The organism is Kitasatospora sp. NPDC091335, assembly GCF_044757205.1.
In the GTDB taxonomy this organism is placed as follows: Bacteria; Actinomycetota; Actinomycetes; order Streptomycetales; family Streptomycetaceae; genus Kitasatospora.
This window is the reverse complement of record NZ_JBIVUM010000031.1, coordinates 33,918-55,737: the sequence shown is the minus strand read 5'-3', so window position 1 is coordinate 55,737 and position 21,820 is coordinate 33,918. Positions and strand designations below refer to the sequence as shown.

General features: G+C 71.8%; 25 protein-coding genes. 9 read left to right on the top strand and 16 right to left on the bottom strand.

The window, feature by feature from the left end:
* Positions 1–80: 80 nt before the first annotated feature.
* Positions 81–566, top strand: a complete 486-nt coding sequence (locus ACIQOW_RS38230) for a universal stress protein (RefSeq protein ID WP_188298490.1) — start codon at positions 81–83, stop codon at positions 564–566.
* 606 nt (positions 567–1,172) lie between these two features.
* The gene (locus ACIQOW_RS38225) at positions 1,173–1,634 is read left to right on the top strand and encodes a hypothetical protein (protein ID WP_401092437.1); all 462 of its coding nucleotides are present in this window, start codon (positions 1,173–1,175) and stop codon (positions 1,632–1,634) included.
* Here ACIQOW_RS38225 and ACIQOW_RS38220 read toward each other — a convergent pair whose 3' ends face one another.
* The 5 genes from ACIQOW_RS38220 to ACIQOW_RS38200 all read right to left on the bottom strand — a co-directional run bounded on the left by ACIQOW_RS38220 (position 1,635) and on the right by ACIQOW_RS38200 (position 4,324).
* A complete protein-coding gene (locus tag ACIQOW_RS38220) occupies positions 1,635–2,258 on the bottom strand; it encodes a hypothetical protein (protein ID WP_401092436.1) in 624 nt (207 codons plus the stop codon).
* Positions 2,259–2,349: 91 nt separating this feature from the next.
* Positions 2,350–2,967: a hypothetical protein gene (locus tag ACIQOW_RS38215; protein ID WP_401092435.1), complete on the bottom strand. Its 618-nt coding sequence runs from the start codon at positions 2,965–2,967 to the stop codon at positions 2,350–2,352.
* A gap of 149 nt (positions 2,968–3,116) precedes the next feature.
* Positions 3,117–3,596 carry a hypothetical protein gene (locus ACIQOW_RS38210; protein WP_401092434.1) on the bottom strand — a complete coding sequence of 160 codons (480 nt, stop codon included), beginning with the start codon at positions 3,594–3,596 and terminating at the stop codon, positions 3,117–3,119.
* Positions 3,566–4,087 carry a hypothetical protein gene (locus ACIQOW_RS38205; RefSeq protein ID WP_401092433.1) on the bottom strand — a complete coding sequence of 174 codons (522 nt, stop codon included), beginning with the start codon at positions 4,085–4,087 and terminating at the stop codon, positions 3,566–3,568. Before ACIQOW_RS38205 ends, ACIQOW_RS38210 begins: the two co-directional genes overlap by 31 nt.
* Positions 4,088–4,096: 9 nt before the next feature.
* Entirely contained in the window at positions 4,097–4,324 is a 228-nt protein-coding gene (locus tag ACIQOW_RS38200; protein ID WP_401092432.1) for a cupredoxin domain-containing protein, read from the bottom strand.
* Positions 4,325–4,377: 53 nt separating this feature from the next.
* Between ACIQOW_RS38200 and ACIQOW_RS38195 the strand changes: the two genes are divergently transcribed.
* A complete protein-coding gene (locus ACIQOW_RS38195) occupies positions 4,378–4,761 on the top strand; it encodes a sirohydrochlorin chelatase (protein WP_401092431.1) in 384 nt (127 codons plus the stop codon).
* Here ACIQOW_RS38195 and ACIQOW_RS38190 read toward each other — a convergent pair.
* A complete protein-coding gene (locus tag ACIQOW_RS38190; protein WP_401092458.1) occupies positions 4,697–4,906 on the bottom strand; it encodes a hypothetical protein in 210 nt (69 codons plus the stop codon). The genes ACIQOW_RS38195 and ACIQOW_RS38190 overlap by 65 nt on opposite strands.
* A gap of 4 nt (positions 4,907–4,910) precedes the next feature.
* A complete protein-coding gene (locus tag ACIQOW_RS38185; protein WP_401092430.1) occupies positions 4,911–5,813 on the bottom strand; it encodes an alpha/beta fold hydrolase in 903 nt (300 codons plus the stop codon).
* Positions 5,814–5,870: 57 nt separating this feature from the next.
* Here ACIQOW_RS38185 and ACIQOW_RS38180 point away from each other — a divergent pair, with 57 nt between their 5' ends.
* Positions 5,871–6,479 carry a TetR/AcrR family transcriptional regulator gene (locus ACIQOW_RS38180; protein WP_401092429.1) on the top strand — a complete coding sequence of 203 codons (609 nt, stop codon included), beginning with the start codon at positions 5,871–5,873 and terminating at the stop codon, positions 6,477–6,479.
* A gap of 8 nt (positions 6,480–6,487) precedes the next feature.
* Here ACIQOW_RS38180 and ACIQOW_RS38175 read toward each other — a convergent pair whose 3' ends face one another.
* Entirely contained in the window at positions 6,488–6,685 is a 198-nt protein-coding gene (locus tag ACIQOW_RS38175; protein ID WP_401092428.1) for a DUF397 domain-containing protein, read from the bottom strand.
* 11 nt (positions 6,686–6,696) lie between these two features.
* A complete protein-coding gene (locus tag ACIQOW_RS38170) occupies positions 6,697–7,551 on the bottom strand; it encodes a helix-turn-helix domain-containing protein (protein WP_401092427.1) in 855 nt (284 codons plus the stop codon).
* A gap of 188 nt (positions 7,552–7,739) precedes the next feature.
* Between ACIQOW_RS38170 and ACIQOW_RS38165 the strand changes: the two genes are divergently transcribed.
* Positions 7,740–8,093 (top strand): hypothetical protein, encoded by a 354-nt coding sequence (locus ACIQOW_RS38165; RefSeq protein ID WP_401092426.1) that lies wholly within the window; start codon positions 7,740–7,742, stop codon positions 8,091–8,093.
* A gap of 397 nt (positions 8,094–8,490) precedes the next feature.
* Here the strand turns inward: ACIQOW_RS38165 and ACIQOW_RS38160 are convergent, their stop codons facing one another.
* On the bottom strand, positions 8,491–9,096 hold the full coding sequence (locus tag ACIQOW_RS38160) for a TetR/AcrR family transcriptional regulator (RefSeq protein WP_317620215.1): 606 nt from the start codon (positions 9,094–9,096) through the stop codon (positions 8,491–8,493).
* Positions 9,097–9,145: 49 nt separating this feature from the next.
* Between ACIQOW_RS38160 and ACIQOW_RS38155 the strand changes: the two genes are divergently transcribed.
* Together ACIQOW_RS38155 and ACIQOW_RS38150 are read left to right on the top strand one after the other, a co-directional pair.
* The gene (locus ACIQOW_RS38155; RefSeq protein WP_401092425.1) at positions 9,146–10,009 is read left to right on the top strand and encodes an alpha/beta fold hydrolase; all 864 of its coding nucleotides are present in this window, start codon (positions 9,146–9,148) and stop codon (positions 10,007–10,009) included.
* Positions 10,010–10,249: 240 nt separating this feature from the next.
* Complete coding sequence (locus ACIQOW_RS38150) at positions 10,250–11,278, top strand: DUF6879 family protein (protein ID WP_401092424.1); 1,029 nt, start codon at positions 10,250–10,252, stop codon at positions 11,276–11,278.
* Positions 11,279–11,293: 15 nt separating this feature from the next.
* Here ACIQOW_RS38150 and ACIQOW_RS38145 read toward each other — a convergent pair whose 3' ends face one another.
* Together ACIQOW_RS38145 and ACIQOW_RS38140 are read right to left on the bottom strand one after the other, a co-directional pair.
* Positions 11,294–11,968, bottom strand: a complete 675-nt coding sequence (locus ACIQOW_RS38145) for a lysophospholipid acyltransferase family protein (RefSeq protein ID WP_401092423.1) — start codon at positions 11,966–11,968, stop codon at positions 11,294–11,296.
* Positions 11,969–12,107: 139 nt separating this feature from the next.
* On the bottom strand, positions 12,108–13,682 hold the full coding sequence (locus tag ACIQOW_RS38140; protein WP_401092422.1) for a purple acid phosphatase family protein: 1,575 nt from the start codon (positions 13,680–13,682) through the stop codon (positions 12,108–12,110).
* 507 nt (positions 13,683–14,189) lie between these two features.
* Here ACIQOW_RS38140 and ACIQOW_RS38135 point away from each other — a divergent pair.
* Positions 14,190–14,810 (top strand): transglycosylase family protein, encoded by a 621-nt coding sequence (locus ACIQOW_RS38135; RefSeq protein WP_401092421.1) that lies wholly within the window; start codon positions 14,190–14,192, stop codon positions 14,808–14,810.
* A 120-nt stretch (positions 14,811–14,930) separates the two neighbouring features.
* Here the strand turns inward: ACIQOW_RS38135 and ACIQOW_RS38130 are convergent, their stop codons facing one another.
* From ACIQOW_RS38130 to ACIQOW_RS38115, 4 genes are all read right to left on the bottom strand, one after another.
* The gene (locus ACIQOW_RS38130) at positions 14,931–16,742 is read right to left on the bottom strand and encodes an amino acid transporter (RefSeq protein ID WP_401092456.1); all 1,812 of its coding nucleotides are present in this window, start codon (positions 16,740–16,742) and stop codon (positions 14,931–14,933) included.
* A gap of 508 nt (positions 16,743–17,250) precedes the next feature.
* Complete coding sequence (locus ACIQOW_RS38125) at positions 17,251–18,912, bottom strand: multicopper oxidase family protein (RefSeq protein ID WP_401092420.1); 1,662 nt, start codon at positions 18,910–18,912, stop codon at positions 17,251–17,253.
* A 147-nt stretch (positions 18,913–19,059) separates the two neighbouring features.
* A complete protein-coding gene (locus tag ACIQOW_RS38120; protein ID WP_401092419.1) occupies positions 19,060–19,506 on the bottom strand; it encodes a hypothetical protein in 447 nt (148 codons plus the stop codon).
* Between the two features lie 140 nt (positions 19,507–19,646).
* Positions 19,647–20,555, bottom strand: a complete 909-nt coding sequence (locus ACIQOW_RS38115; RefSeq protein WP_401092455.1) for a LysR family transcriptional regulator — start codon at positions 20,553–20,555, stop codon at positions 19,647–19,649.
* A 126-nt stretch (positions 20,556–20,681) separates the two neighbouring features.
* On the opposite strand from ACIQOW_RS38115, the gene ACIQOW_RS38110 reads away from it, so the two are divergent.
* Positions 20,682–21,728, top strand: coding sequence for a YncE family protein (locus ACIQOW_RS38110; protein ID WP_401092418.1), 1,047 nt, complete (start codon positions 20,682–20,684; stop codon positions 21,726–21,728).
* The last annotated feature ends 92 nt before the right edge of the window (positions 21,729–21,820 follow it).

The window sequence follows — 21,820 nt, the reverse complement described above, 5'->3', positions numbered from 1 at the left end:
CTGGAGTCATCCGAAGCAAGGAGTGCCGAACCGGCGGAGCCCGATGGAGAGTTCCGCCGGAGAGACGGAGGCGAACGGCCATGCCCGGGACCACCCGAGTGATCGTCGGACTGAGCGGATCACTGAGCAGTCTGGCCGCCCTCTACCACGCCGTCGGCGAGGCGGCCCGGCACGAGGCCGTGCTGGTGCCGGTCGCCGCCTGGGCCGCGAACGAGCGGGCCGGCCTGCGCCCGCTCTCCGAACTGGAGCACGCCGCCCGCCGGCGGCTCGACGTCGCCTTCGAGCAGGCCTACGGCGGCTACCCGTCCGGGCTGGTCATCCACCCGGTGGTGGTCAACGCCGAACCCGGCCCGGCCCTGGTCGGAGCCGTCACCGGCCCGCAGGACCTGCTCGTCCTCGGCGCCGCCACCCGCCGCCGCCTGGACCGGCTGCGGCACGGCTCGGTCGCCCGCCACTGCCGCCACCGGGCCGGCTGCCGGGTCGTCGAGGTCTCGCCCTCGGCCCTCCTCACCCGCCTCGAACTCCCGGCCCGCACCGGCGCCCCGCTCCCCCTGCTGGCCCGCTGAGAACACCTGCCTCCCCGAGATCACCGGCCCCCCGAGAGCCCCCGTCCGGGGCCCGTCCCACCCGCGGCGCCCACCCGCACCACCCGGCCACCACACCGGGTCGTGCGGGTGGGCGCCGCGTTGCGTTGCGCGGCGAGTGCGTTCGACGGCGCGTGCGTTCGAAGCCGATCGCATTCGAAGCCGATCGCATTCGAAGGCTCGCCAAGTGCCGTTCACTGAAAGCGAGTTGCAAGCGGAGCCACACACTCGAAGTAACCGGGCCGCCACCCCTTGACACGCCGCCGCGACCGGGGTCCCGCAACTTCGACAAGCCTGTCGAGGTTGGCATGCCCAGGCTATGCTGACCAGAGGCCCGCAGCTGGGCCCCACCCCCTCGACGACCGCACCGCCCAGGCGCGCCCGACCGGAAGGAGGTGTGAACCAGACCTCCGGCTGACGGCCAATCGGCCCAACACATCAGTCTCTTGACGATACGTCAACTCCGATCCGCGATTACACCGCCCGAGTCGCGAGGCGTGCCCCGGGCCGCCCGCCACCGTTGTACGGAAGGTGAATCGCCGCGCCCACCCGAAACCCCCGGTCGCCCCGCCGAGGAAGAGGTTCCGCATGACGACGTCCCGGACCCACCCGCGCCCCGCCGAGACCGCGGTGCTGCTCACCGTGCTCGGCCTGCTCGTCCTGGAGGAGATCGCCCTGGGCATGGCCGAGGAGGAGGACCGCCCCGTCATCGGCGGCATCCTGATCGGCGCCTCCGGCACCGGCCTGCTGGTGGTCGGAGCGGTGCTGCTCAGCCGCTGGATCGACCTCCGCCGCCCGCTCCCGCTGCCCCCGCCCGGCCCCAACGGCCGCGAGTACAGTGCCCGCGCGCTGGAAGGCTTCCCGATGGAGGCCGTCCGGCCGCTGCTGCTCGCCGAGAACGCGCCCCAGCTCGGCCACCTGTACTCGGCCTGGATGCTCGCCAGAACCGGCCGGCCGGCCTCCTGGATCGCCCGTCGCCTGGCCATCCCCCCGGACGCCGCCCGGCTCCTGGTCGACGCGGCCCGCTCGACGGGACTCGACCGGGCCTGATCAGCGCCGCCGACCCGGCGCCGCACCGGCCTGAGCCACCAGGTACGGCACCAGCCCGCGCTCCGCCAGCGCCGACCGCCAGGCGTCCCGCGCCAGCACCAACTCCCCCGGCCCGTCCACCGCTTCCCCGGCCTCCGGCCCCTTCGACCGGGCCGTCCCCAGCAGCCCCAGCCCGCCCACCAGCAGACTCACCGCGGCCGCCCCGGCCGACACCCAGCCGGCGTCCACCAGTGCCCCCGCCGGCACCTCAAGGTCCTCGGCCAGCCCCAGTACCGAGCCCAGCAGCAGGAAGATCACCGCCGCCGTCACCGCGATGACCGGCACGACCAGCCCCAGCACCCCCCACCACCCCGACGCCCGCTCCCGGGGCGGTGCGGCCGCCGGCAGCCGCGCCACCGCGTCGGCATCCGCCCGCAGCGTCGCGTACCGCTCGTACTCCGGCGCCGCCGCGGCCAGCACGAACTCCGCGTTCTCCCTCGCCGTCCGCCGCAACCGCTCGACGCCCCGGGCCTCCTCCCCACTGGCCCACAACGCCGCCCGCACCGACGGGGCGGAGAGCGCCCGCCCCAGCTCCGTCTCGAAGTCCGCCCGATCCTGCTGCGGCAGCCGAAGCGGCCTGTCCATGCTCGTCCCCGATCGCCGTCCGTCCAGTTCTACAGAACTGTAGAACATGGAGGCGGCTCACAGCAGCCCTGTTCACGGGCGGATTCGGCGCTCAGGACGGGTCGGCCAGGGGAACCCGGGCAAGGGCGTCGCGGATCAGCTCGGCTGCGTCGGGAACCTTGAGGCCCCAGTCCTGGTACCACTCGGTGATCTGAGCCATCGACCGCCCTGTCCTCATCGACAGGTTCAACAGACCCATCAGGTCGATACCCGTGAACGATGACCAGAGGATGGGCCAGGCATGGTCACGCCGGATGAGGGCGACCGCTTCGTCCATCGTCAGCCCGGGCGGCAGGTCATCACTGGATGGGACGATCCCGCGGCTCCTCAGATGGCTGGTCCTCTCCCTGGGGTGCCGCTGAAGCGTGCGAGCAGCCGTGATCAGCCGGGCGAACGGCACCGGCTCGTTCGCCCGCAGATCGCCCCACTGCAGCGCGCTGTCGAACGAGAGGAGTTCCTCGTCCAACCTGGTGAGCCTTTCAGGCACATCGATCGAGATCGCCACGCCGTGAGCTCGGAGGTAGTCGATCGCCTCATGCAGCGGGCGTCCGCTCGATCGCGTCGCTGAGAAGACCTGGGCATAAGTCCGCGTGGTGGGGAACATCCGCCATACCTCGGCCACCCGGCGGAGGACCCATTCATCGCCACCGGAGTTCGCCACTTCCTCCACCGAGGTCCCATCCCCATCCATGCTGGTGTGAGCGGCGTTGGCGTCCGCAACCGCAAGATCGGAGGCCGATGGGCGACCGGGAACCACACCCAGCCCAACAGCGCGGGAAAGAGCACGGTCCGGCGTGACACCGAGTTGCGAGGCAAGCTTCAGAAGCCTTTCCTCATCAAAGAGTGGCTGGAGGCGTCCAGACGGCAGGTGTTGACCCGGATCTCGTCGGCGAGCATGAAGTAACTCAACACGCCGATTCCGAAACGGCTGTTGGGATACAGCTCGACGGGCGGATCCACCTTGCGCCACTCGGCGCGTTCGAGCTTGACGTCCAGTTGCTCGGCGAAGCGGGCTCCGGCGTTGGAGAAGACTCCTCTCAGTTCCTCCTCGCCCATGCCGACTCCGTTGTCCTGGCACTCCAGGTAGGCGCGGCCGTTCTCGTCCACGCCCTGACGGAACTCGATCCGGCCGTCGTACGTGTAGCTGGCCAGCGAACTGGTCCGGTCCAGGTACTCCGTCCTGGCACGGCGGTACCGGCACGCGTCGAGGGCGTTCTGATAGAGCTCGCGGACGGCCAGGTCCCGGTCGCGGTAGAGCTCGACGCCCATCAGCAGGCTGCGCACTCGGCGTTCGTCCATGCGGAAGCGCGCCCAGCCTGTGAAGGCGCCGACGGCGGGGGCGGCTTCCTCCGAGGTGAGGCGGGTGGGGAGTGGGTGGTCGGTGAGGACGCGGCGGAGGCGGGGCGGGTTCGCGTGCGGCCCACCAGTAGGTCGCGGGATTCGACGAACTGCTCATAGGCCGATCGGTCGGCGTCAGGCTCAGGTGAGGGCACGAGGTCGGTCGGCCCGACGGTGAGCCGCGTCGCCGCCAGACGCAGCGAGCGGACACGGTAGAGGAACGGGAGCAAGGCCAACAGCGCGGCTTCGGCCGGATAGAGGCCCAGTTGGGCGTTCCCGAGCAACCAGCCGACCCGCTTGACGAAGCGCTCCACGATGCCCGGGTCCTGCCAGGGGTCGTCCGCCATGTCGGCCGAGTCCCGAAGCCGGGCCAGCTCACCGACGGCTTCCAGCACGACTCGCTGGTACCGCTCGGCGTTCGGGTCCTCCCGGACGTGCTGCCAGACGAGCATCGGAGCCCTCTACGTCAGAATGCCGCGCATGAAGTGGTGGAAGGTGCAGAGGTACGCGTACGCGCCCGGTTGGCTCGCGGCGGTCAGGGTGGTGCCGGCGACTGGGGCGATGGGGCCGGTGTCGACGCTGCCGTCCTGCGCGGTGAGGGTGTGGGCGGTGGTGCCGGTGTTGGTCACGGTCGCCACCGCACCCGGGCCGACGGTGAAGTCATCAGGTTCGAAGCGCTCGGCCCGCACGCGGCGCTGATCCGCACCGCCCCCAAGCGCGGCTACCGGCTGGCGGCGGACTGATGGCGCCGGTACTGCTCGCCGTCGCGCACGGCAGCCGGGACGAGACGGCGAGCACGTCGATTCGCGGTCTACTGAGGGTGGTTCGCTCCCTGCGTCCGCAACTGACCGTCCACTGCTGCTTCCTGGACCTCTCCCGACCCTCACTCGATCAGACGCTCGCCCGACTCGCCCACCGGCGGCCGATCCTGGTGCCGCTGCTGCTCGGCACCGGCTACCACCTGCGGGTGGACCTCCCCACCGCGCCGCCACCACCGCGGCGAGGTGGACGAGCGCCCCGCTGGGCTCTCACCCGGCCGTCGCCCGGCTGGTGCTGCGGCGCTACGACGAGGCGCGGGCCGCCACGGCGCTGCGGTCGGCGGCCTGCGCCTGATCCCCCACCTTGATGACGTGCGCGAGAAGTCGGCCCGCCCGACTTCTCGCGCAGCCGTTGCCCGTCCAGCCGTTGCCCGTCCAGCGGTCGCCGTCGCACCGCTCGGTCAGTCCGGCCCCGCCATCGAGCGCGGGGCTCTCCGGGATCTCGGGCGCCACCCCGCTACACCGCCGGCGACTCCCGCCCGACCGCGCCGACGAAGCCCAGCAGCCGCTCGTTCACCACGTCGGGCCGCTCCAGGTTCAACCCGTGCCCGGCCCGCTCGACGATCTCGGCCCGCACCCCCGGAATCAACGCGGTGACCCGCTCCACGGCCCGTCGCGGCCGCAGCAGCGCGCTGCGCCTGCCCACCAGTACCAGGACGGGAAGCGTGATCGCGGCCAGTTCCTCGTCCGTGAACAGCCTGACCGGTGGACGCGAGAGCGGCTTGTAGCTCCGCATCGCGAGCATCAGCGGCGCGACCATCTCGCGTGGTGCGCCCAGCGCCGGGTTGGCCAGCAGCCTGCCGACCGCCGGGCGCAGCGGGCGCGGGGCGAGCATCCCGAACAGGCCGCCCACCATGTGGAGGTAGAACCGCGCCGACACCTTCTCGATCCCGCCCGGGTCGAGCGGCACGACCGAGGCCAGCCGCTCGGGCGCGTGGATGGCCTGGTTGAGCGCCAGCCAGCCGCCGTACGAGGCCCCGACCAGGTGCACCCGCTCCAGCCCGAGCCCGGCCAGCACCTCCCCCAGCCAGGCCGCGTTCCCCTCCGAACCCGCCGCGACGACGCGCTGCACGCTGCGGCCGGGGTCGTCCAGGGTGTCGATCGCGTAGACGGGGTGGTGCTCGCCGAGCGCGGCGACCTGCGGGTACCAGTTGGACGGGTGTCCGGCGTGGCCGTGCAGCAGCACGATCGGCTCGCCGGCCGTCGCGCCGTACCGGTGGACGTGCACGGTCCCGTGGCCGGTCTCCACGTCGAACTCCTGGCGCGGGCTCGGCCAGAGCTCCATCGCCCGGTCGTACGCCGCAAGGAACTTCGCCCGGGCTTCGTCGCTGACGAAGTGCCCCACGCTGGTCCGGGTCATGGCCCCTCCCTCTCTTGATGGTATGGTTGTACCATAAAAATAGTCGGAAGGAACCCGATGCCGAAGCTGGTGGATCACGAGGAGCGGCGGGCCCACATCATCGACGCCCTGCTCCGCTCGGCGGCGAGCAGCGGCCTGCACTCCGTCACCATGCGCTCGGTGGCGACCGAGGCCGGCGTGTCGGTGCGGCTCGTGCAGTACTACTTCGACACCAAGGAGCAGTTGCTGCTGGCCGCGATGACCCGCCTGGCCGGCCGGATGGGAGAGCGGGTCCAGCGGCGCGTACGCGAGAGCGGCGCCGCAGGCGACCCGCGCGGCATCATCGAGGCGGTGCTGCTGGAGGCCGTCCCCGCTGAGGAGGAGGGCCGGGCCTTTCATCTGATCTACACGGAGTACGCGGTGCTCTCCGTCACCGACCCGGCGCTCGGCGGGCAGCCGTTCCTGGCGGCGCCGGATGAGATGGAGGCCTTCCTGGCGGCCCAGCTGACAGCGGCCCAGCAGGCCGGGGAGGCCGATCCGCGGCTGGACGCGCGCCAGGAGGCCGTGGTGCTGCTGGCCGTCTCCGCCGGCCTCGGCCTCAGCGTGCTGCTCGGCCAGCGGACGGCGGCCGAGGCGACCGCCGTCCTGCACTACCACCTGGGCCGGATCTTCCCCGACCGCAGGTGAGGGGCGGGCTACCGCGTCAGGTGGTCGAACTCCCCCGCCTTGACGCCGGACAGGAGGGCCCGGAGACTGTCGGGCAATGCGGTGATGACGACGCCGGGGTCATCACTCTCGCGGATCTTGATGGTGCCGTCGGATGCCGCTGCTACGTAGACACAGTTCGCGGCTTGGGTGCTGTAACTGGACTTCTGCCAACTGAGGACCGACATGGCCTTTCCTCTCAAATATCTTGTTCAATGCGGGACATGAGATCACGCGACTCCATCGGACCGAGTGCACAGGATTCCATCAGATCCAGAATGCTCCGGTACTTCACCAAGTACGTCGGAGCATCGAGAAATTCGGACCCGTGATCCGTGTCAAGCTGGACGGTATCGAGTTGGGGTACAGCCGCCGAGAAGTACACGATGGGCTGGCCAGAGCTGGGAATCGCCCCCGCACCGAAGGGGATCACGCGAAGCGTGATGTTCTCGCAGGTGCTCATCTCAATCAGGTGCTTGTACTGCGATCGGGCCACAGTCGCTCCGCCGACCCCCATCCGCAACGCGGCCTCATGGATGACGATCGACAGAGGGATTGGCGGCTCTCCGTAGAGTACCCCCTGCCGCTTGATGCGATGGGAGACACGATGCTCCGCTTCGGGCGGCGACAGAGGAGGAAAGGCGTCCCGGAAGAGCGCGCGGGCATGGTCGGAAGTCTGAAGAACCCCGGGGATGTGGATCACGGTGGCAATCCGCATCGATCGCGCATGATGTTCGAGTTCCGCCAGGTCGAGCGCTCCGGCGGGAAGGATCTCGCGGTACTCCTCCCACCAACCTCGCGTACGGCCGCCGGTCATGCGGGTCAGCGCCTCGATCAGGGCGTCGTCCGCGCAGCCGTAGAGACGTGCCAGCGCCCGCACCCGGTCCGCACTCACCGGGTATCCGCCTGACTCGATGTTGCTGATGCGGGACTGGGTGGTGCCGTGGAGCTCCCCGGCCCGTGTGACCGACAGTCCCGCCTGCTCGCGCAACCGGCGCAGCTCCGCACCGAGTCGCCGCTGCCGGATGCTCGGCGGAATCTTGCTGGGCGGCATCCGTTGCTTCCTTCCCTCGCCGGCCGTGGCCGGCACCGTTCACCCTTTGGGGTGGAGCTGAAATCAATCCCCCGAGAGCGGTGGACTACATGCTACCGACTGGCTACTTTTGATCCTGCGTCAGGGCTGATCGCTGCCCGTGGTGGTGACAGCACCGCGTCCAACTCCCCTTCACGTAGGGGACTTCCATGCCTGCCGCGCCCTCGCAAAACTCCTTCCCCAACACGCTCGCACAGGCGGCCGACCCGGCCTTCGACCGGGAACTCTGCGGGCTCGTGCTCGACACCGCACCCCGGCTGTTCGCCGTCGTCCAGGTGTGCGACGAGGGCCGCGCGGACGCCGGCGGGTGGGTCGCGGCCTGGGGGTTCGCCGACGCCGCCGGGTCGACGCACGTCATCGGCGTCGACGGGCGGACGCGCTTGACCCTTCCCTCCCCTGAGCGAGCCGCACACCACTTCTCCCGCCGGCCGGGGATCACCGCCCGGCTGGTCTGGCTCTCCCCGCCGACCGCCGCCGCGACGGACCGGGCCGAAGCCGCCTGACGCCTCACGTCTGCACAGCACTGCCATCAGCTGACACTCAGACCATCCAACTGAGGCTGACAGCAAGTCTGTTCATCCTCATCCGGCGCCAATCCCATTGCCACGGCGGCATGGTGCCGAGCCAGCTCATCCCCGACCATCCCGTAGACCATCGCCAGTGCGCAGCACCAGAAGAGGTCGAGCCCCACTACGGCGGCCAGGCCCTCGGCCACGCTCCCTGCACCGGCCCCGCCTGCACCACGCAGCGCAGCACGTCCGGATTGCGGAGGTGCTCCCCCCTTATCCATATGACTACTCAGATTGCACTTTCCTTGTCGGCCAGTGGGAATCGAATCAGCTGGAAGAGCGAGGGTGCCGTGGTAGGTGGTGGGTCCTCCGGCCCGGGCCGTACCGGCCCTCACGGCGTCCGGAAGAGTTCGTCCAGGTGGTGGGCGAGGATCGCGAGTGCGGCGTCGCCCGTGCGCTGGCCACCCAGCACGCTCGAGCCCAGTCCGTTGACCATGGCAAGCAGTCCGGCGGCGGTGATTTCGGGGTTCCTGTCGGGGCTGATCTCCCCTGACTGCTGAGCCGCACGGATCTGCTTGGCGAGAAAGCCCTCCAGCAGTTCCGGCTGCCGCGCGCCGTGCTTTTCCAGTACCTCGGGGTCGTTGAGTACCAGGGTGTAGTAGGCGGCGTAGGTCCTGGTGATCCGCCGGCTTTCCGGGTCGGTCGGCAGTATGCACGACAGGAGCGCGGTCACGGTGCCGCGCGGTCTGGGCGGGGTCCCCGCCGCACCGATCCACTTCTCCATGCGGGCCTGAAGTTGGGTGCCGAGCCTGGCCAGTGCGTCGAGCAGCAGCCCTTGCTTGGTTTCGAAGTAGTACTGCACCAGTCGCAGGGAGACGTTGGCCTCGGCCGCGACGGCCCGCATGCTGGCCGACTGCAGGCCCTGGGTGTCAGCGATCCTCAACAGCGCCTCGGCGATCTGCCGTCGGCGCTCCTCATGATCGACCCTTGTGTTCACGATCCCACCTCCCTGGTACACCCGTATCATGCCGTGATACACATGTACCATGCGAATTGGCGAGTTCAGGAACGACCAAGCCAGAGACCGGTTCCATGTCACATACGAGCGGACTCTGGCTGAACTGTGGCCGGGGCAGCGGACGGCGCTGGATCTTCCGACCACGTTCGGGACCACTCGCGTCTACCGAACCGGGCCACAGAGCGGCGAGCCGATCGTTCTGCTCCCTGGATCGGGCGGAAACGCGCTGATGTGGCACCGGTACATCGACACGCTGGCCCGGCACCGTCCGCTCATCGCCGTCGACACCATCGGTGAGCCAGGCGCGAGCGTGCAGACCACCCCGATCCGCGACGGCCGGGACAGCGCCGCCTGGCTGGACGAAGTCCTGGCATCGTTGGAGGTGACGGACGCTCAGCTCGTCGGCTGCTCCTACGGCGGCTGGCTGGCGATCAACCACCAGATCCACCGCCCCGGCCGGGCCGCGTCCCTCACCTTGGTGGACCCAGCGGGCTTCGCCGAGTTCGGGCCGCGGTTCTACGCCTGGCTGATCGCCGGCGGGCTCGCCGCAGCCGCACCCGGCCCGCTCCGCCCGCGGCTCGCCCGTCTGGTCGGCAACACCGCGATCCTGGAGAGCGAACTGATGGGCCTGATGCGCGCCTCGATGGGATTCCGTCGCGCACTCCCGGTGCCACCAGTCCTCTCGGACGGGGAACTGCGCCGCCTGCGCGTTCCTTCGTTGTTCCTGCTCGGGGCGCGCAGCGCCATGCACGACTCACGCAAGGTCGCCGATCGCATCGGCAGGCTCATGCCCTCGGCCAGGGTGGAGATCGTGCCTGGCGCCGGCCACGCGCTGCCGACCGACGAGCCGGAGCTGGTGGCCGAGCGCATCCTCCATGCCATCGAGCAATAGCGTCGCCAGGTAGACCCGGCCGCTGCTGTGACGGAGGTTGCATCGGGGGTGACGTCGGCAGCCAGGGTGGGGCGATGCTCAACCCGGTCAAGGTCCGTCAGCACCTACGACAAGGCGAGTTCAACCTGAGTACTCGCGCGCTCACTGGACTCTTTGCCATCGAACTGACTATTCGTCAAATAGAAACGCCTGACAGGCCGGTCGCGCACACGTCAGGATGAGCCCATCAGGTGTGCAACCATGCGGAACCAGAGTCCCGGGGAGCATCGTGCAGCCTCCAGAGTTCATCGGGATCGTCTCCAACAGTTCCAGCGCTATCGGGAGGGTCTTCGCTACAACCCGGACGACCGGCCGGAGTGGTTCCAGAACTGGACCGACTTCGCCGGAGAGGCGATTCGCCGTGGCGTGGTCATGCGCCGGGCTCGGATCGTCTCCGAGCCAGTCACGGAGTACATCCGCTACGAGCACCATGTGACGTTCCTGAATGTGGCCATCGGCGAACAGGTCCGCTGGCTTCCGCGCCGGCTGGCGGCGGACATCGCTCTGCCCGGAACCGACCTGTGGATGTTTGATGACTCCAAGATCATGTTCACCTTCTTCTCGGGTGACGGGGATGTGGTGGACCGTGAGTGGACCACCGAACCTGCCGTCGTTCAGCTCGTGAAGAACGCCTTCGAGACCGTGTGGCAGAGGGCGACTCCGCACGAGGGCTACGTGCTCAAGCAACCGAACGAGATGCGTACTTCTCGCTCGTCGAGCGTTCAGCAGGCCCGGTTCGGTGAAGCGCCCTGGAAGCGCAGGCTCCTGGGGACGTTCCTCGTACTCTGCGTGTCGGTCGCCGCGGGATGTGTCTGGTGGGGCGTGGCCGGGTTCCTGCGAACCCTCGATCCGCCGGAGACGGACAACGACCGCGCGGAGCGGTCGGCGGGTCTGCACCGCACCCAACACCCCGGCAAGGGAAGGTACTTCATTCCCACGGACGCCGTTCTGTCGCGGGCCACCGACGGATCGCCGGTCTCCTACCTGCACTACGAACTCGGTGACAGCGACGACGTCAACCTCGCAAACTTCCTCTCCACGTACGACCTGCGACAGCCCGGCGCCCTCGCCCCGCTGCCGGACGATCTTCGCGTCGCGCTGCCGGGCGACGAGCCGGCCGAGGGCGAGCTGATACCGGATGGGCAGGCCGGGCGCCGGATCTTCGTGGTGCGGCGGCCCTTCGGTCTCGGAGGCGGCGCCGACATCTATGTCCGGGCGGCCGGCACGTAGGAGGGCGCCGACCCCTCAGCCCGAGGCCCGGTGAGTCCGAGGGCCCCGCCGACAGCAGCGCCGCTCCGCGGTGCGCCAGGCCGCGGTGACGGCGCGCTGGGCGGCGGCCGTGGCCTCGGCGACATCGCCCGCCAGGTGGAGCGGGGCGCCGAGGTGGACGTGCAGGGCAGGGCGCCGCAGCGGGGCGGTGGCGAAGCCGGCGAGTTGTTTGGCGGTGCTGCCCGAGCTGAGGCGGCGGGCGCCGCACTGGCCGAGCGGCACCACCGGGGCGCCGCTCGCCGCCGCGAGCCTGGCCAGGCCGGTGCGGAACGCGCCCGGCTCGACGTCGCGGGAGTCCCGGCGGTCCGGCAGGCCGCCCTCCCCGTAGATCAGCACGACCCGGCCGGCCGCGAGCGCCGCCACGGCCGGGTCGAGGGCGGCGGCGGCCCTGGCCGTGCCGCGGTGGACGGGGATGTGTCCGCCGGACCGCAGCACCCCGCCGAGCACCGGCACCCGCCACAGCCCGGCGGCCGCCATCACCACCGGCTCGGTGCCCAGCCGGCGCAGTGCGGCGAGCACCACGCCGGGGTCGGCGAGCGAGCTGTGGTTGGCCGCGACGATGCTGCCGGGGGCGACCGGGCCCGGCGTCTCCGAGCTGACGGACAGGCGTCCGAGGGCGGGCACCAGGGTGCCGGCGATCCGGCTGAGCATGGCTGGTCCTCCGTGGGGTCCGGCGGGCTGACGCCTCCATGCTCGCCGGACGCCGCCGCCGGCCGCCTGAGTAGGCGTACTCAACCCGGGCGTACTCAACCCGGGCGTACTCGACCCGGGCCGGGTACGCGGGCGCGGCTCAGCCGCGCTGCACGGTGACCCGGTCCACCGCCGTCCCGTCCTCGGTGAGCGAGCGCACCTCCATGCGGGCGGGTTTGCCCGCGGCGCCCGGCGTCACGTCGACCGCGACCAGGCAGTAGCCGGTGTAGCGGACCCTGGACCAGGTGACCTTGACGGTCTGGTTGTGGCCGTCCCGCTCGGAGACCACCATCGGCACCGGCTTGTCGTTGCCGGTCTCGTGCCCGAGGTAGGTGTCGGAGACCGGGAAGGAGTAGAGCCCGCCGCCTCCGCCGCCCGCGACGACGTAGGTGGTGCCGTCCTTCACCGGGTTGACGGTGTCACCGGAGGCGACCTTGCGGGTGGCCTTGCCGGCCCGGATCGGGTCGGTGCGCTCGTAGACGTGGTTGTGGCCGCTGAGCACCAGGTCCACCTGGTACTTGTCGAACAGCGGGGCCCAGTCCTGCTGCGCGCCGAGCTCCGCTCCGTTGTCGTGGCAGGTGGAGTAGGTGCACTGGTGGAGGTAGACGACGATGAAGTCGATGCCGCTGTCGGCGCGGAGCGCGGCGAGCCGGCTCTCCAGCCACTTCTTCTGCTTGCCCTTGGTGTAGTCGAGGTTGGCCGGGGTGTTGTAGCAGACGTCGTTGCCGTCGAGGCTGATCAGGCCGACGTTCTGGTAGCGCCAGGAGTAGATGCCGGTGGACTGGCTCCAGGCGTTGTCGGGCGTGGTGAACCGGGCGCGCATGCCCCCGTAGCCGTCGGACCCGTACCACGGCTCCATCTCGTGGTTGCCGATCGCCGGCATCCACGGAGTCCTGGAGGCGACGGGGTCGTTCTGCACGAAGAAGGAGTCCCACAGCCGGGCGTCGTACGCGTCGCTGGTCTTGCCGCTGCCGCCGGCGTTGGCGTACGAGAGGTCGCCCATGTGGAGGTGGAAGGCGGGGTCGAGGCCGGCGATCAGGTGGCCGGTGGCGGCCGCGTTGTAGCCGATGCCCTGGTCGCCGAAGGCCGTGAAGGTGAATCCGGCGCCACGTCCGGGGGCGGGCGCGGTGCGGAAGCTCGCCATGTCGCCGAGCCTGGTGTGCTGCCCCGCGGGGTCGTAGCCCTGGTGGCCCACGACGTAGTAGTAGGTGGTGTCCGGGATCAGCTGGTCCAGCTGGGCGTGCAGGTAGTACTGGGTGACGGTGGTGGGCTTGACCGGGGGCTGGTCCTCGACCGGCTTCTGCCAGGAGAGCTTGCTGACCAGGGTGCGGACCTCGGCGGCGACCGGGGCGCCGAGGTCCCCGGGCTGGACGCCGATCCTGACGAAGGGGGAGGTCACCGCGTCCGGCACCTGCCAGGAGACGACGACCTGCTGGGACGGGTCGGCGCCGAAGGCGAGGTGCCGGCCGAAGGGGCGCAGCGCGGACCCCGCGGTCCGCTCGCTCCGGGGCGCGGGGACGGTCGGGAGGTCGAGGGCGACGGGGCTCGGAGTGGTGAGGCGCGGGGCGGCCTGGGCGGTGCCGGGCAGCAGGAGGCCGCCGGCGGCGAGGGCGGCTCCGCCCATCGCGCCGACGCGCAGGAGGTCACGCCGGGAGTGCCGTGGTGTCTCGGACATGACATCAAGTTAGGAAACTTCACTAACCTTTGACAAGAGGGCGGATGCCATCGAATTCGCGTACGGGAAAGGGCAGTTGAACGCCGGGTTGCCGGGGCCCCTCAGTGCACCGCCCGGTCCCTGATCTGCCGTCCGGCGGGCCGGCCCGCCGGACGAGCCCCCCGGACGAGCCCCCCGCGGACACCGAGGTCGTCGTCTACTGCCGCGGCGAGTACTGCGTGCGGCCTGGCTCCCGGACGCCGGGCCCCCGCTTCGGCATTCCGCCCGTCGGCCGACGAGTGGCCTCGACGGGCGGCGGCGCCGCGCGGCGACGCCGGGCAACCGGCGGTGACGACGAGCGACGAGGGTGACGGCCGATCGGCCGCGGGCCGCCGGGGTGGTCCACGGCCGCCGCCCGGGTGACCTGCCGGACGTGTCGGCGACGGAACGCCCCGTCCAGCGTGCATGGGTGGGAGAGCGCCGTCCGCGGACGGCGCCCCGCCCTGTCCCCCAGCATGAGAGCCGCCGATGCCTCCCACCGCCCGTCTCCGCCGCATCGTTCCGACCGCGCTCTGCGCCCTGTCCGTGGCCCTCGCCGCACCGGCGGCCCACGCCGCGCCACCAGGCCGCGACGGCGGGTCCGACCCCGGGAGGGCTGACGGCGGCTCGTACGACTGGGACCGCGTGGCGGCCTGCGAGAGCAGCGGCAACTGGCGCATCAACACCGGCAACGGCTACTACGGCGGTCTCCAGTTCGACCAGCCCACCTGGCGCGAGAACGGCGGCCTCGGGTACGCCCCGCGCGCCGACCTCGCCACCCGCGAGCAGCAGATCGCCGTCGCCCAGCACCTCGCCGACCGCCGTGGCCTGTCCCCCTGGCCGGTCTGCGGCGCGCGCGCCACCCGCGACCACCCCCGCGAGACCGTCCAGCCGCCCCCGGCCACCGCGTCGAAGCCGACCGCGTCGGCCACACATTCCACGCCGCAGGACGGCACCTGGACCGTCCGTGAGAACGACACCCTCGCCGAGCTCGCCGAGTCCCTCGACGTGCCCGGCGGGTGGACCGCCCTCTACGAGCTCAACCGCGACACCATCGGCGAGGACCCGGACCTCATCCAGCCCGGCCAGGTCCTCGAACTGCCGTCCTGACCCCGACGGCCCCACCGGTCCCACCGGGAAGGCCCCGCAGGGAAGACACCGCGAGGAAAGCACCGACGGCCCGTCCGCTCACCAGGAGCGGACGGGCCGTCGGCGTGCGGGCGCGGGTGCTCAGCCGACGTGGACCCGCGGGCGGCGCGAGCGGTCCGGCTCGGCCTCGCGCAGCACCTCGCGGGTGACCGGCGCGACCTCGCCCTGTCCGAACAGGAAGAACCGCAGGAACTGGGCGAAGGGGCTGCCCTCGGTCCACTCGAAGTACAGGTGCGGCCGCTGGCCGGTGCGGTCCCGGACGGTGAGCGCCAGCGCGGCGAGCGCGTTGGGGATGCTGGAGCTCTCCAGGGTCAGCACCCGGTAGCGCCCGTGCAGCACCTCACCGCGGACGGTCAGCTCGGCCTCGAAGTCGGAGGCGTCGCGGACGGTCACCTCGACGAAGACCAGGTCGTCCTCGTCGGGGATGTCGTTGTCGGCGCGGATCTGGCGGATCTTGTCGCGGTACTCGGCGTGGTCGCGGTGGCTGGGCTCGTTGGCGATCAGCCGCAGCGGACGGTGCGCGTAGTCCCTGATGAAACGTTCAGCCACATCGTCCAGCTCCACGCTCGTGACCCGCAGCTCGAAGGCGCGGCGCAGCCGGGAGAGCAGCGAGACCAGGATGATGCCGGCGATGAAGCAGGCGCCGATCTTCAGACCGTCAGGACGCTCCAGGCAGTTCAGCACGGTGGTGTAGAGGAAGATCGCCGCGATGACCGCGAAGGCGACGGTCCAGCCGCGCTCGCGCTTCTTGTGCGCGGCGATGGTCACCGCGATCGCGGCCGAGCTGATCAGCACCAGCACACCGGTCGCGTACGCGCCGCCCTGGGCGTCCACGTTCGCGTCGAAGATCCAGGTGACCAGGAAGCCGATCAGGGTCAGCACGATCACCATCGGCCGCACCGCGCGCGCCCAGTGCGGGGCCATGCCGTAGCGCGGCAGGTAGCGGGGCAGCAGGTTGAGCATGCCCGCCATCGCGGAGGCGCCGGCGAACCAGAGGATCGCGATGGTGGAGAGGTCGTAGACGCTGCCGAAGGCACCGCCCAGGTACTCGTGCGCCAGGTACGCCAGGGCGCGGCCGTTGGCTTCGCCGCCCGCCTTGAACTGGTCGGCCGGGATGAGCAGCGTGGTGATGAAGCTGGTGGCGATCAGGAAGCAGCTCATGATCACGGCGGCGGTGGTCAGCAGCTTGCGGGTGCCGCGGATCCGGCCGGCCGGGTTCGCCTCGGTGTCGTCGGGGTCGCCCTTGATGTGCGGCATCACCGCGACGCCGGTCTCGAAGCCGGACAGGCCGAGCGCCAGCTTCGGGAAGGTCACCAGGGCCACGCCGACCATGATGACCGGGTTGCCGTGCTGGGCGGTCAGCGCCTCCGTCCAGTCGGTGACCACGTGCGGCGCCTCGATGATCTTCCAGAGGCCGACGGCCACCACGACCACGTTCAGCAGCAGGTACGAGCCGACCAGGAACACCGCCAGGCCGATCGCCTCGCTGAAGCCCTTGAGGAAGACCGCGCCGAGCATGGCCACCAGGACCATCGTGATCAGCACCTGCTTGCCGCCGAGCATGCCGGTCAGGTGCGGGTTCTCCACCAGGTGCGCGCTGGCGTCGGCGGCGGACAGGGTGATGGTGATCAGGAAGTCCGTCGCCGCGAAGCCGAGCAGCGCGAGGACGAACAGCTTGCCCTTCCAGAACGACAGCAGCCGTTCCAGCATCGCGATCGAGCCCTCACCGCGCGGGCTCTCCTTGGCCACCCGCCGGTAGACCGGCAGCGCGCCCAGCAGGGTGACCACCACCAGCACGATGGTGGCGATCGGCGACAGCACGCCCGCGGCGAGGGCGGCGATGCCCGGCTGGTAGCCGAGCGTCGAGAAGTAGTCCAGGCCGGTCAGGCACATCACCCGCCACCAGCGCTGGCCGGCGGGCGCACCGGACGCGGCGGAGCCCCCCGCCGCCGCGCCCCCGGGCGGCGCCTCCGGGGCGTCCTGCCCCTCGGACTCCTGCGCGGGCTTCGTCGCCGGCTTCTCCCCGGTCACGTCCTCCAGCAGCCAGCTGCGGAGCCGTATTCGCGCCGACGGCGCGCCCGTCTCCGCCGTCCCCGTCGAACCCGACGAAACCACCTTGCACCTCTTGTTTAAAGACCCCGTAAAAACGCCGTCGGGCGACGGCAGGGCGACACGCTATGCGACCAGCGTTAAGAAACCGCCATCGGGCCGCGTTAAGAAAACGTCATGGCCGCGCAGGTCGGGGCGGGTGGCACGGCGCGATGGTTCGGGTGCCGCGAACGGCGGGACCCCGGGCCGGCGGTGCGGCCCGGGGTCCCTCCCTCGGTGAAGCCCGAAATCCCTTCCCTCGCGGGAGGCTCGGAATGACTCGGAAGGAATCGCGGGGGGGGGGAGCCCGGTGTCAGGCCCGGTAACCGAGGACGGTCATCATTCCCGTCTCCGCGTGGTAGACGTTGTGGCAGTGCACCATCCACAGGCCCGGGTTGTCGGCGTCGAAGTCGACGGCCAGCGTCGTACCCGGCAGCACGATCGCGGTGTCCTTGCGCGGGCCGTCGCCGGGCAGCGCGAAACTGTGTCCGTGCAGGTGGACGGGGTGCCACATGGCGGTGCTGTTGCGGAACTCCAGCCGCACCCGCTCCCCCGCCACCACCGGGTGGCGCTGCGCCGGGTCGTACCTGCGGCCGTTGAACGCCCAGTCGGCCTTCGCCATCCCGCCGGTGAGCTCCAGCCTCACCGTGCGGTCCGGTGTCCTGGCGGGCAGCCGGACGTCCGGGGCGGCCCTGAGCTGCCCGGCGGTGACCAGCCGGCCGTCCAGCTCGGCCGGGCGGACGGCCGCGTCGGGCGCGGCGCCGCCGCCGGTGCGCAGCACGGCCAGGGCGGTGGCGTTCTTGCCCTCGGCCAGCGCGGTCAGCGGGAAGACGCCGTCCCCGGCGGTGACCAGCACGTCGTAGCGCTCGCCCATGCCGAGCAGCAGCGCCTGGGTGGTGGCCGGTTCGACCGGGAAGCCGTCGGTGTGGGTGACGGTCAGCTCGTGGCCGCCGAGGGCGACCCGGTAGGCGGTGTCACCGCCCGCGTTGACCAGCCGGATCCGGATCCGGTCACCGGGCTTGGCGGTGAAGGCCTCGGGTGCGGTGGCGAGCCTTCCGTTGACCAGGTGGAACGGGTACGCGACGTCGCCGGCGTCGCCGCCCAGCAGCGGGCTCCGGGCGCCCATCAGCATCCGGGAGGGGGCCGCGCCGCTCGGAGCGCTTCCCGTCCCGGACACCCCCGGCATGTCGTGCCCTTCGTGGCCACCGTTCCCGGAGCCGCCGGAGTGGTCCATCCCTCCCATGCCCTGGGCGAGTTCGGCGAGGACGGCGTCCGGGGTGCTGCCGTCGACGCCGTCCACCCAGTCGTCCAGGACGACGACCCACTCCCTGTCGTAGGCCAGCGGCTCCCTGGGGTCCTCGACGATCAGCGGTGCGTACAGGCCACGGTCCTGCTGGACTCCGGAGTGCGGGTGGAACCAGTACGTGCCCGGGTGGCTCAGCGCGAACCGGTACTCGAAGGAGGCGCCGGGCCTGACGTCGGCCTGGGTCAGGCCCGGGACGCCGTCCATGTCGTTGCGCAGCGCGAGGCCGTGCCAGTGCAGCGAGGTGGGCTGGGGCAGGTGGTTGGCGAGGGTGACGGCGAGGGTGTCGCCGAGGGTGGCGCGCACCTCCTGGCCGGGCAGGCGGTCGCCGTACGCCCAGCTGCGGACGGTGCGGCCGCCGAGGTCGAGGGTGGTCTCGGTGGCGGTGAGCGCGACCTTCCGCTCCGGGCCGGGCTTGCGTGCCGCCTCGGCGGCGGCGACCTCGGGACCGTTCGGGGCGAGGTAGCCGGGTGTTCCGGTCGTCCCGGGTGCTCCGGCCGTCCCGGGTGTTCCGGCCGATCCGCTCGTGGGGCCGTGGTTCATGCCCGCGTGGTCCATGCCCTTCATGGAGTCGGAGGAGCCGGGGGAACCGGAGGAACAGGCGGTCAGCAGGCCGGTCCCGGCGGCGGCGAGCGCGGCGCCGAGGAGGGTACGACGGGTGGGTGTGCGCATGGCGGAGTGCACCTCGTGTGGTGTGTGGGTGTGCAGGACGTCGCGTCGGCCGTTCCGTGCGCGGGCGCTTCGGGGCGCGATCGGGCGCGTGGGCGTGCGCGCGGGCGCTCCTGAGCGGGGCGCGGGCGCGGAACGGCGGGCGCGCGCCTACTGGCGCAGCACCGAAAGCCGGGTGAGGAGTATCCGCCCGCCCCCGGGCGGGGGCAGCGCGCGGACGGCCGTCAGCAGCCTGGCCCGCACCTCGGCGGCGGCGTCACCGCTGCGCCTCGGCAGGGGGCCGACGACGAGGAGCACCAGGGTCCAGCCGGCCAGGACGGCGAGGCAGACCGCCATCGGGTCCAGGCCGCCGGGGGCGCCGGGGTCGACGGCGGGACCGACGGCGAAGGCGGCAGGGTGGGCGGCGGCGTGGACGGAGGGTGGCCCGGCGGCCGGTCCGTGGTGCGCGGCACCCGCCGGAGGCATCGCTGAGACACCCGTCCCGGGGCCCTCGTGCCCGCCGTGCCCGCCGCCCGGATGGCCGAGCGTGTGCATGGTCACGATGCCCAGCAGCAGTGCGGCGAGCAGCAGCAGGCGCAGCACCCAAGGCACCGGCACGGGCACCGGCACCGGCGGACCGAACTGCCGCGACCGCGCCATTCCCGCCTCCGCCCTCAGCGCCACCCCCACGTACCCCGGCACGGTATCCCGACCCTATGCCACGGACCGAGCCGGGGCGCCGCGTTCATCCTCCCCCCTCATGCCGGGTCGCGCGGGTCCGCGCTCAGCACCGCGGCCGCCACGTGCTCCCGGAACCAGCGGTGCCCCGGATCCGCCGAGTTGCGCGGATGCCAGGCCATCCCCAACTCCAGCGGGGCGAGTTCGAGCGGGATCGGAAAGGTGCGCAGGCCCAGCGCGGCGACGGTGTCCGGCAGCCAGTCCTCGGGGACCAGCGTGATCAGGTCGCTGTCCCTGGCCAGCAGCATGGCGCCGGTGTGGCTGGGCACGATGACCGCCACCCGGCGCCGGAGCCCGAGTCCGGCGAGCCCGGCGTCGATCGGGCCGAGCCGTTTGCCGCGCCGGGAGACGCCGATGTGGTCGACGGCGGCGAACCGGCGGGCGGTGATCCGGCGGCCGTCGAACAGCGGATGGCCGGCTCTGGCGAGGCCGACCAGCGGAACGCGGAGGAGCTGCCGGGTGCGGACCTCCGGGTCCAGGCCGCCGAGCACGCCCAGTTCGACATCCACCAGCCCCTGCCGCAGCGCCGGCCCGTCCTCCAGCGCCTCCGGCAGGAAGACCACGTCCACCTGCGGGGCCTGCGCCCGGACCCGCTCGGCGAGCGCGGCAGCCGTCCGCACCAGCATCAGCTCCCCGGCCTGCACCGTGAAGGTGCGGTCGAGGCGCACCGGGTCGAACCCGGCGCCGGGGCGCAGCACGCTGTCGCAGCCGCGCAGCAACGCGCTGACCTCCTCCCGCAGTTCGAGCGCCCGCGGGGTCGGGACGAGGCCCTGCCCGGCGCGCACCAGCAGCGGGTCCTCGACGGCGCGGCGCAGCCGGGCGAGCATCCGGCTGACCGCCGCGGGCGAGGTGCCGAGCCGCTCGGCCGCGCGGGTCACACTGCTCTCCTGGAGCAGGGCGTCCAGTGCCCGCAGCAGGTTGAGGTCCAGCATCCGCACGCCCCCGGTCTCGGTCTTTGCGTTCAGCGCAACTATCCGATGCCGATCCTTGCATTGTTCCCGCCCCCACCGCCGACGAAGGTGGAGACGAACACGCAACCTCCCTGAGGAGTCCTCATGTCACAGCTCTCCCGCACCGCCCGCGCCGGCGACGTGCTCGCCGTCGTCAGCCAGAGCGGCCCGACCGTCTCGTTCTTCGACGCCGCCACCGACCGGCACCTGGACACCCTCCAAGTCCTCGCCGAGCCGCACGAGTTGTGCTTCGACCCGACCCAGCGGCTGCTCTGGTGCAGCAGCGCCTACCACTCGGGCTACTACCACGCCAACAGTGGCCGCCGCACCGAGCTGACCGTCATCGACGCCGACACCCGCCGGATCGTCGAGGTGATCGACCTCGCCCCCGAACACGGCCCGCACGGGCTGGCGTTGGACACCGCCCGGGGCCGGCTGTACGTCAGCGTGGAGGGCGGCGAGGACCGCCCCGGCGGCGTCGTGGTCATCGACACCGCGACCCGCCGCCCGCTCGGCCGGATCGACACCGACGCCCCCGGCCCGCACTGGTTCGCCGTCTCCCCGGACGGCCGGACCGGCTTCGCCACCAACAAGGAGGCGCCCTTCGTCTCGGTCGTGGACCTCGAACGGGGGACGCTGACCGCCAAGGTGGAGGTCCCCGGCAGCGAGGGCCTGGCCGTCTCCTCCGACGGCACCCGGGTCTACGCCGCCGGCCCGTACCTCTCCACCTCCACCGCCCCCGCCGCGGCCCCGGGCATCCGCGTCATCGACGTCCCGACCGCGACCGTCACGGCCGTCCTCCCGACGGACTCCCCGGCCCTGCCGGTCCACCTCACCTCGACCGGCCGGCTCCTGGCCGGCGAAGTCCGGTCGACCCCCGCCTCCGGCTCCGCCCTGGGCCGTCAACTCCCGGGCCGTCTCACCGTGTTCGCCGCCGACGACCACCGCCGCCTCGGCTCCGTCGAGGTGGGCCTCTTCCCGCTCACCATCACCTCCTCCCCGGACGGCGGCCTCGCCTACGTCGCCGGCGTGATCTCCTCCACCGTCGACGTCATCGACCTGGCCACCCTCACCCCGGTCTCCCGCCTCACCATCCCCAAGCTCGCCGACCCGGGCGCCCACGGCCTCGCCTACCTCCCCCGCCCGGCCTGACGACCGCCCGTCAGCCCTGCCGGGCGACGCCCACCGGGGACGGCGCCGAGCAGGGCCCGGGGGCGGCTCGGGCCGCCTGGGGCGGACACGCT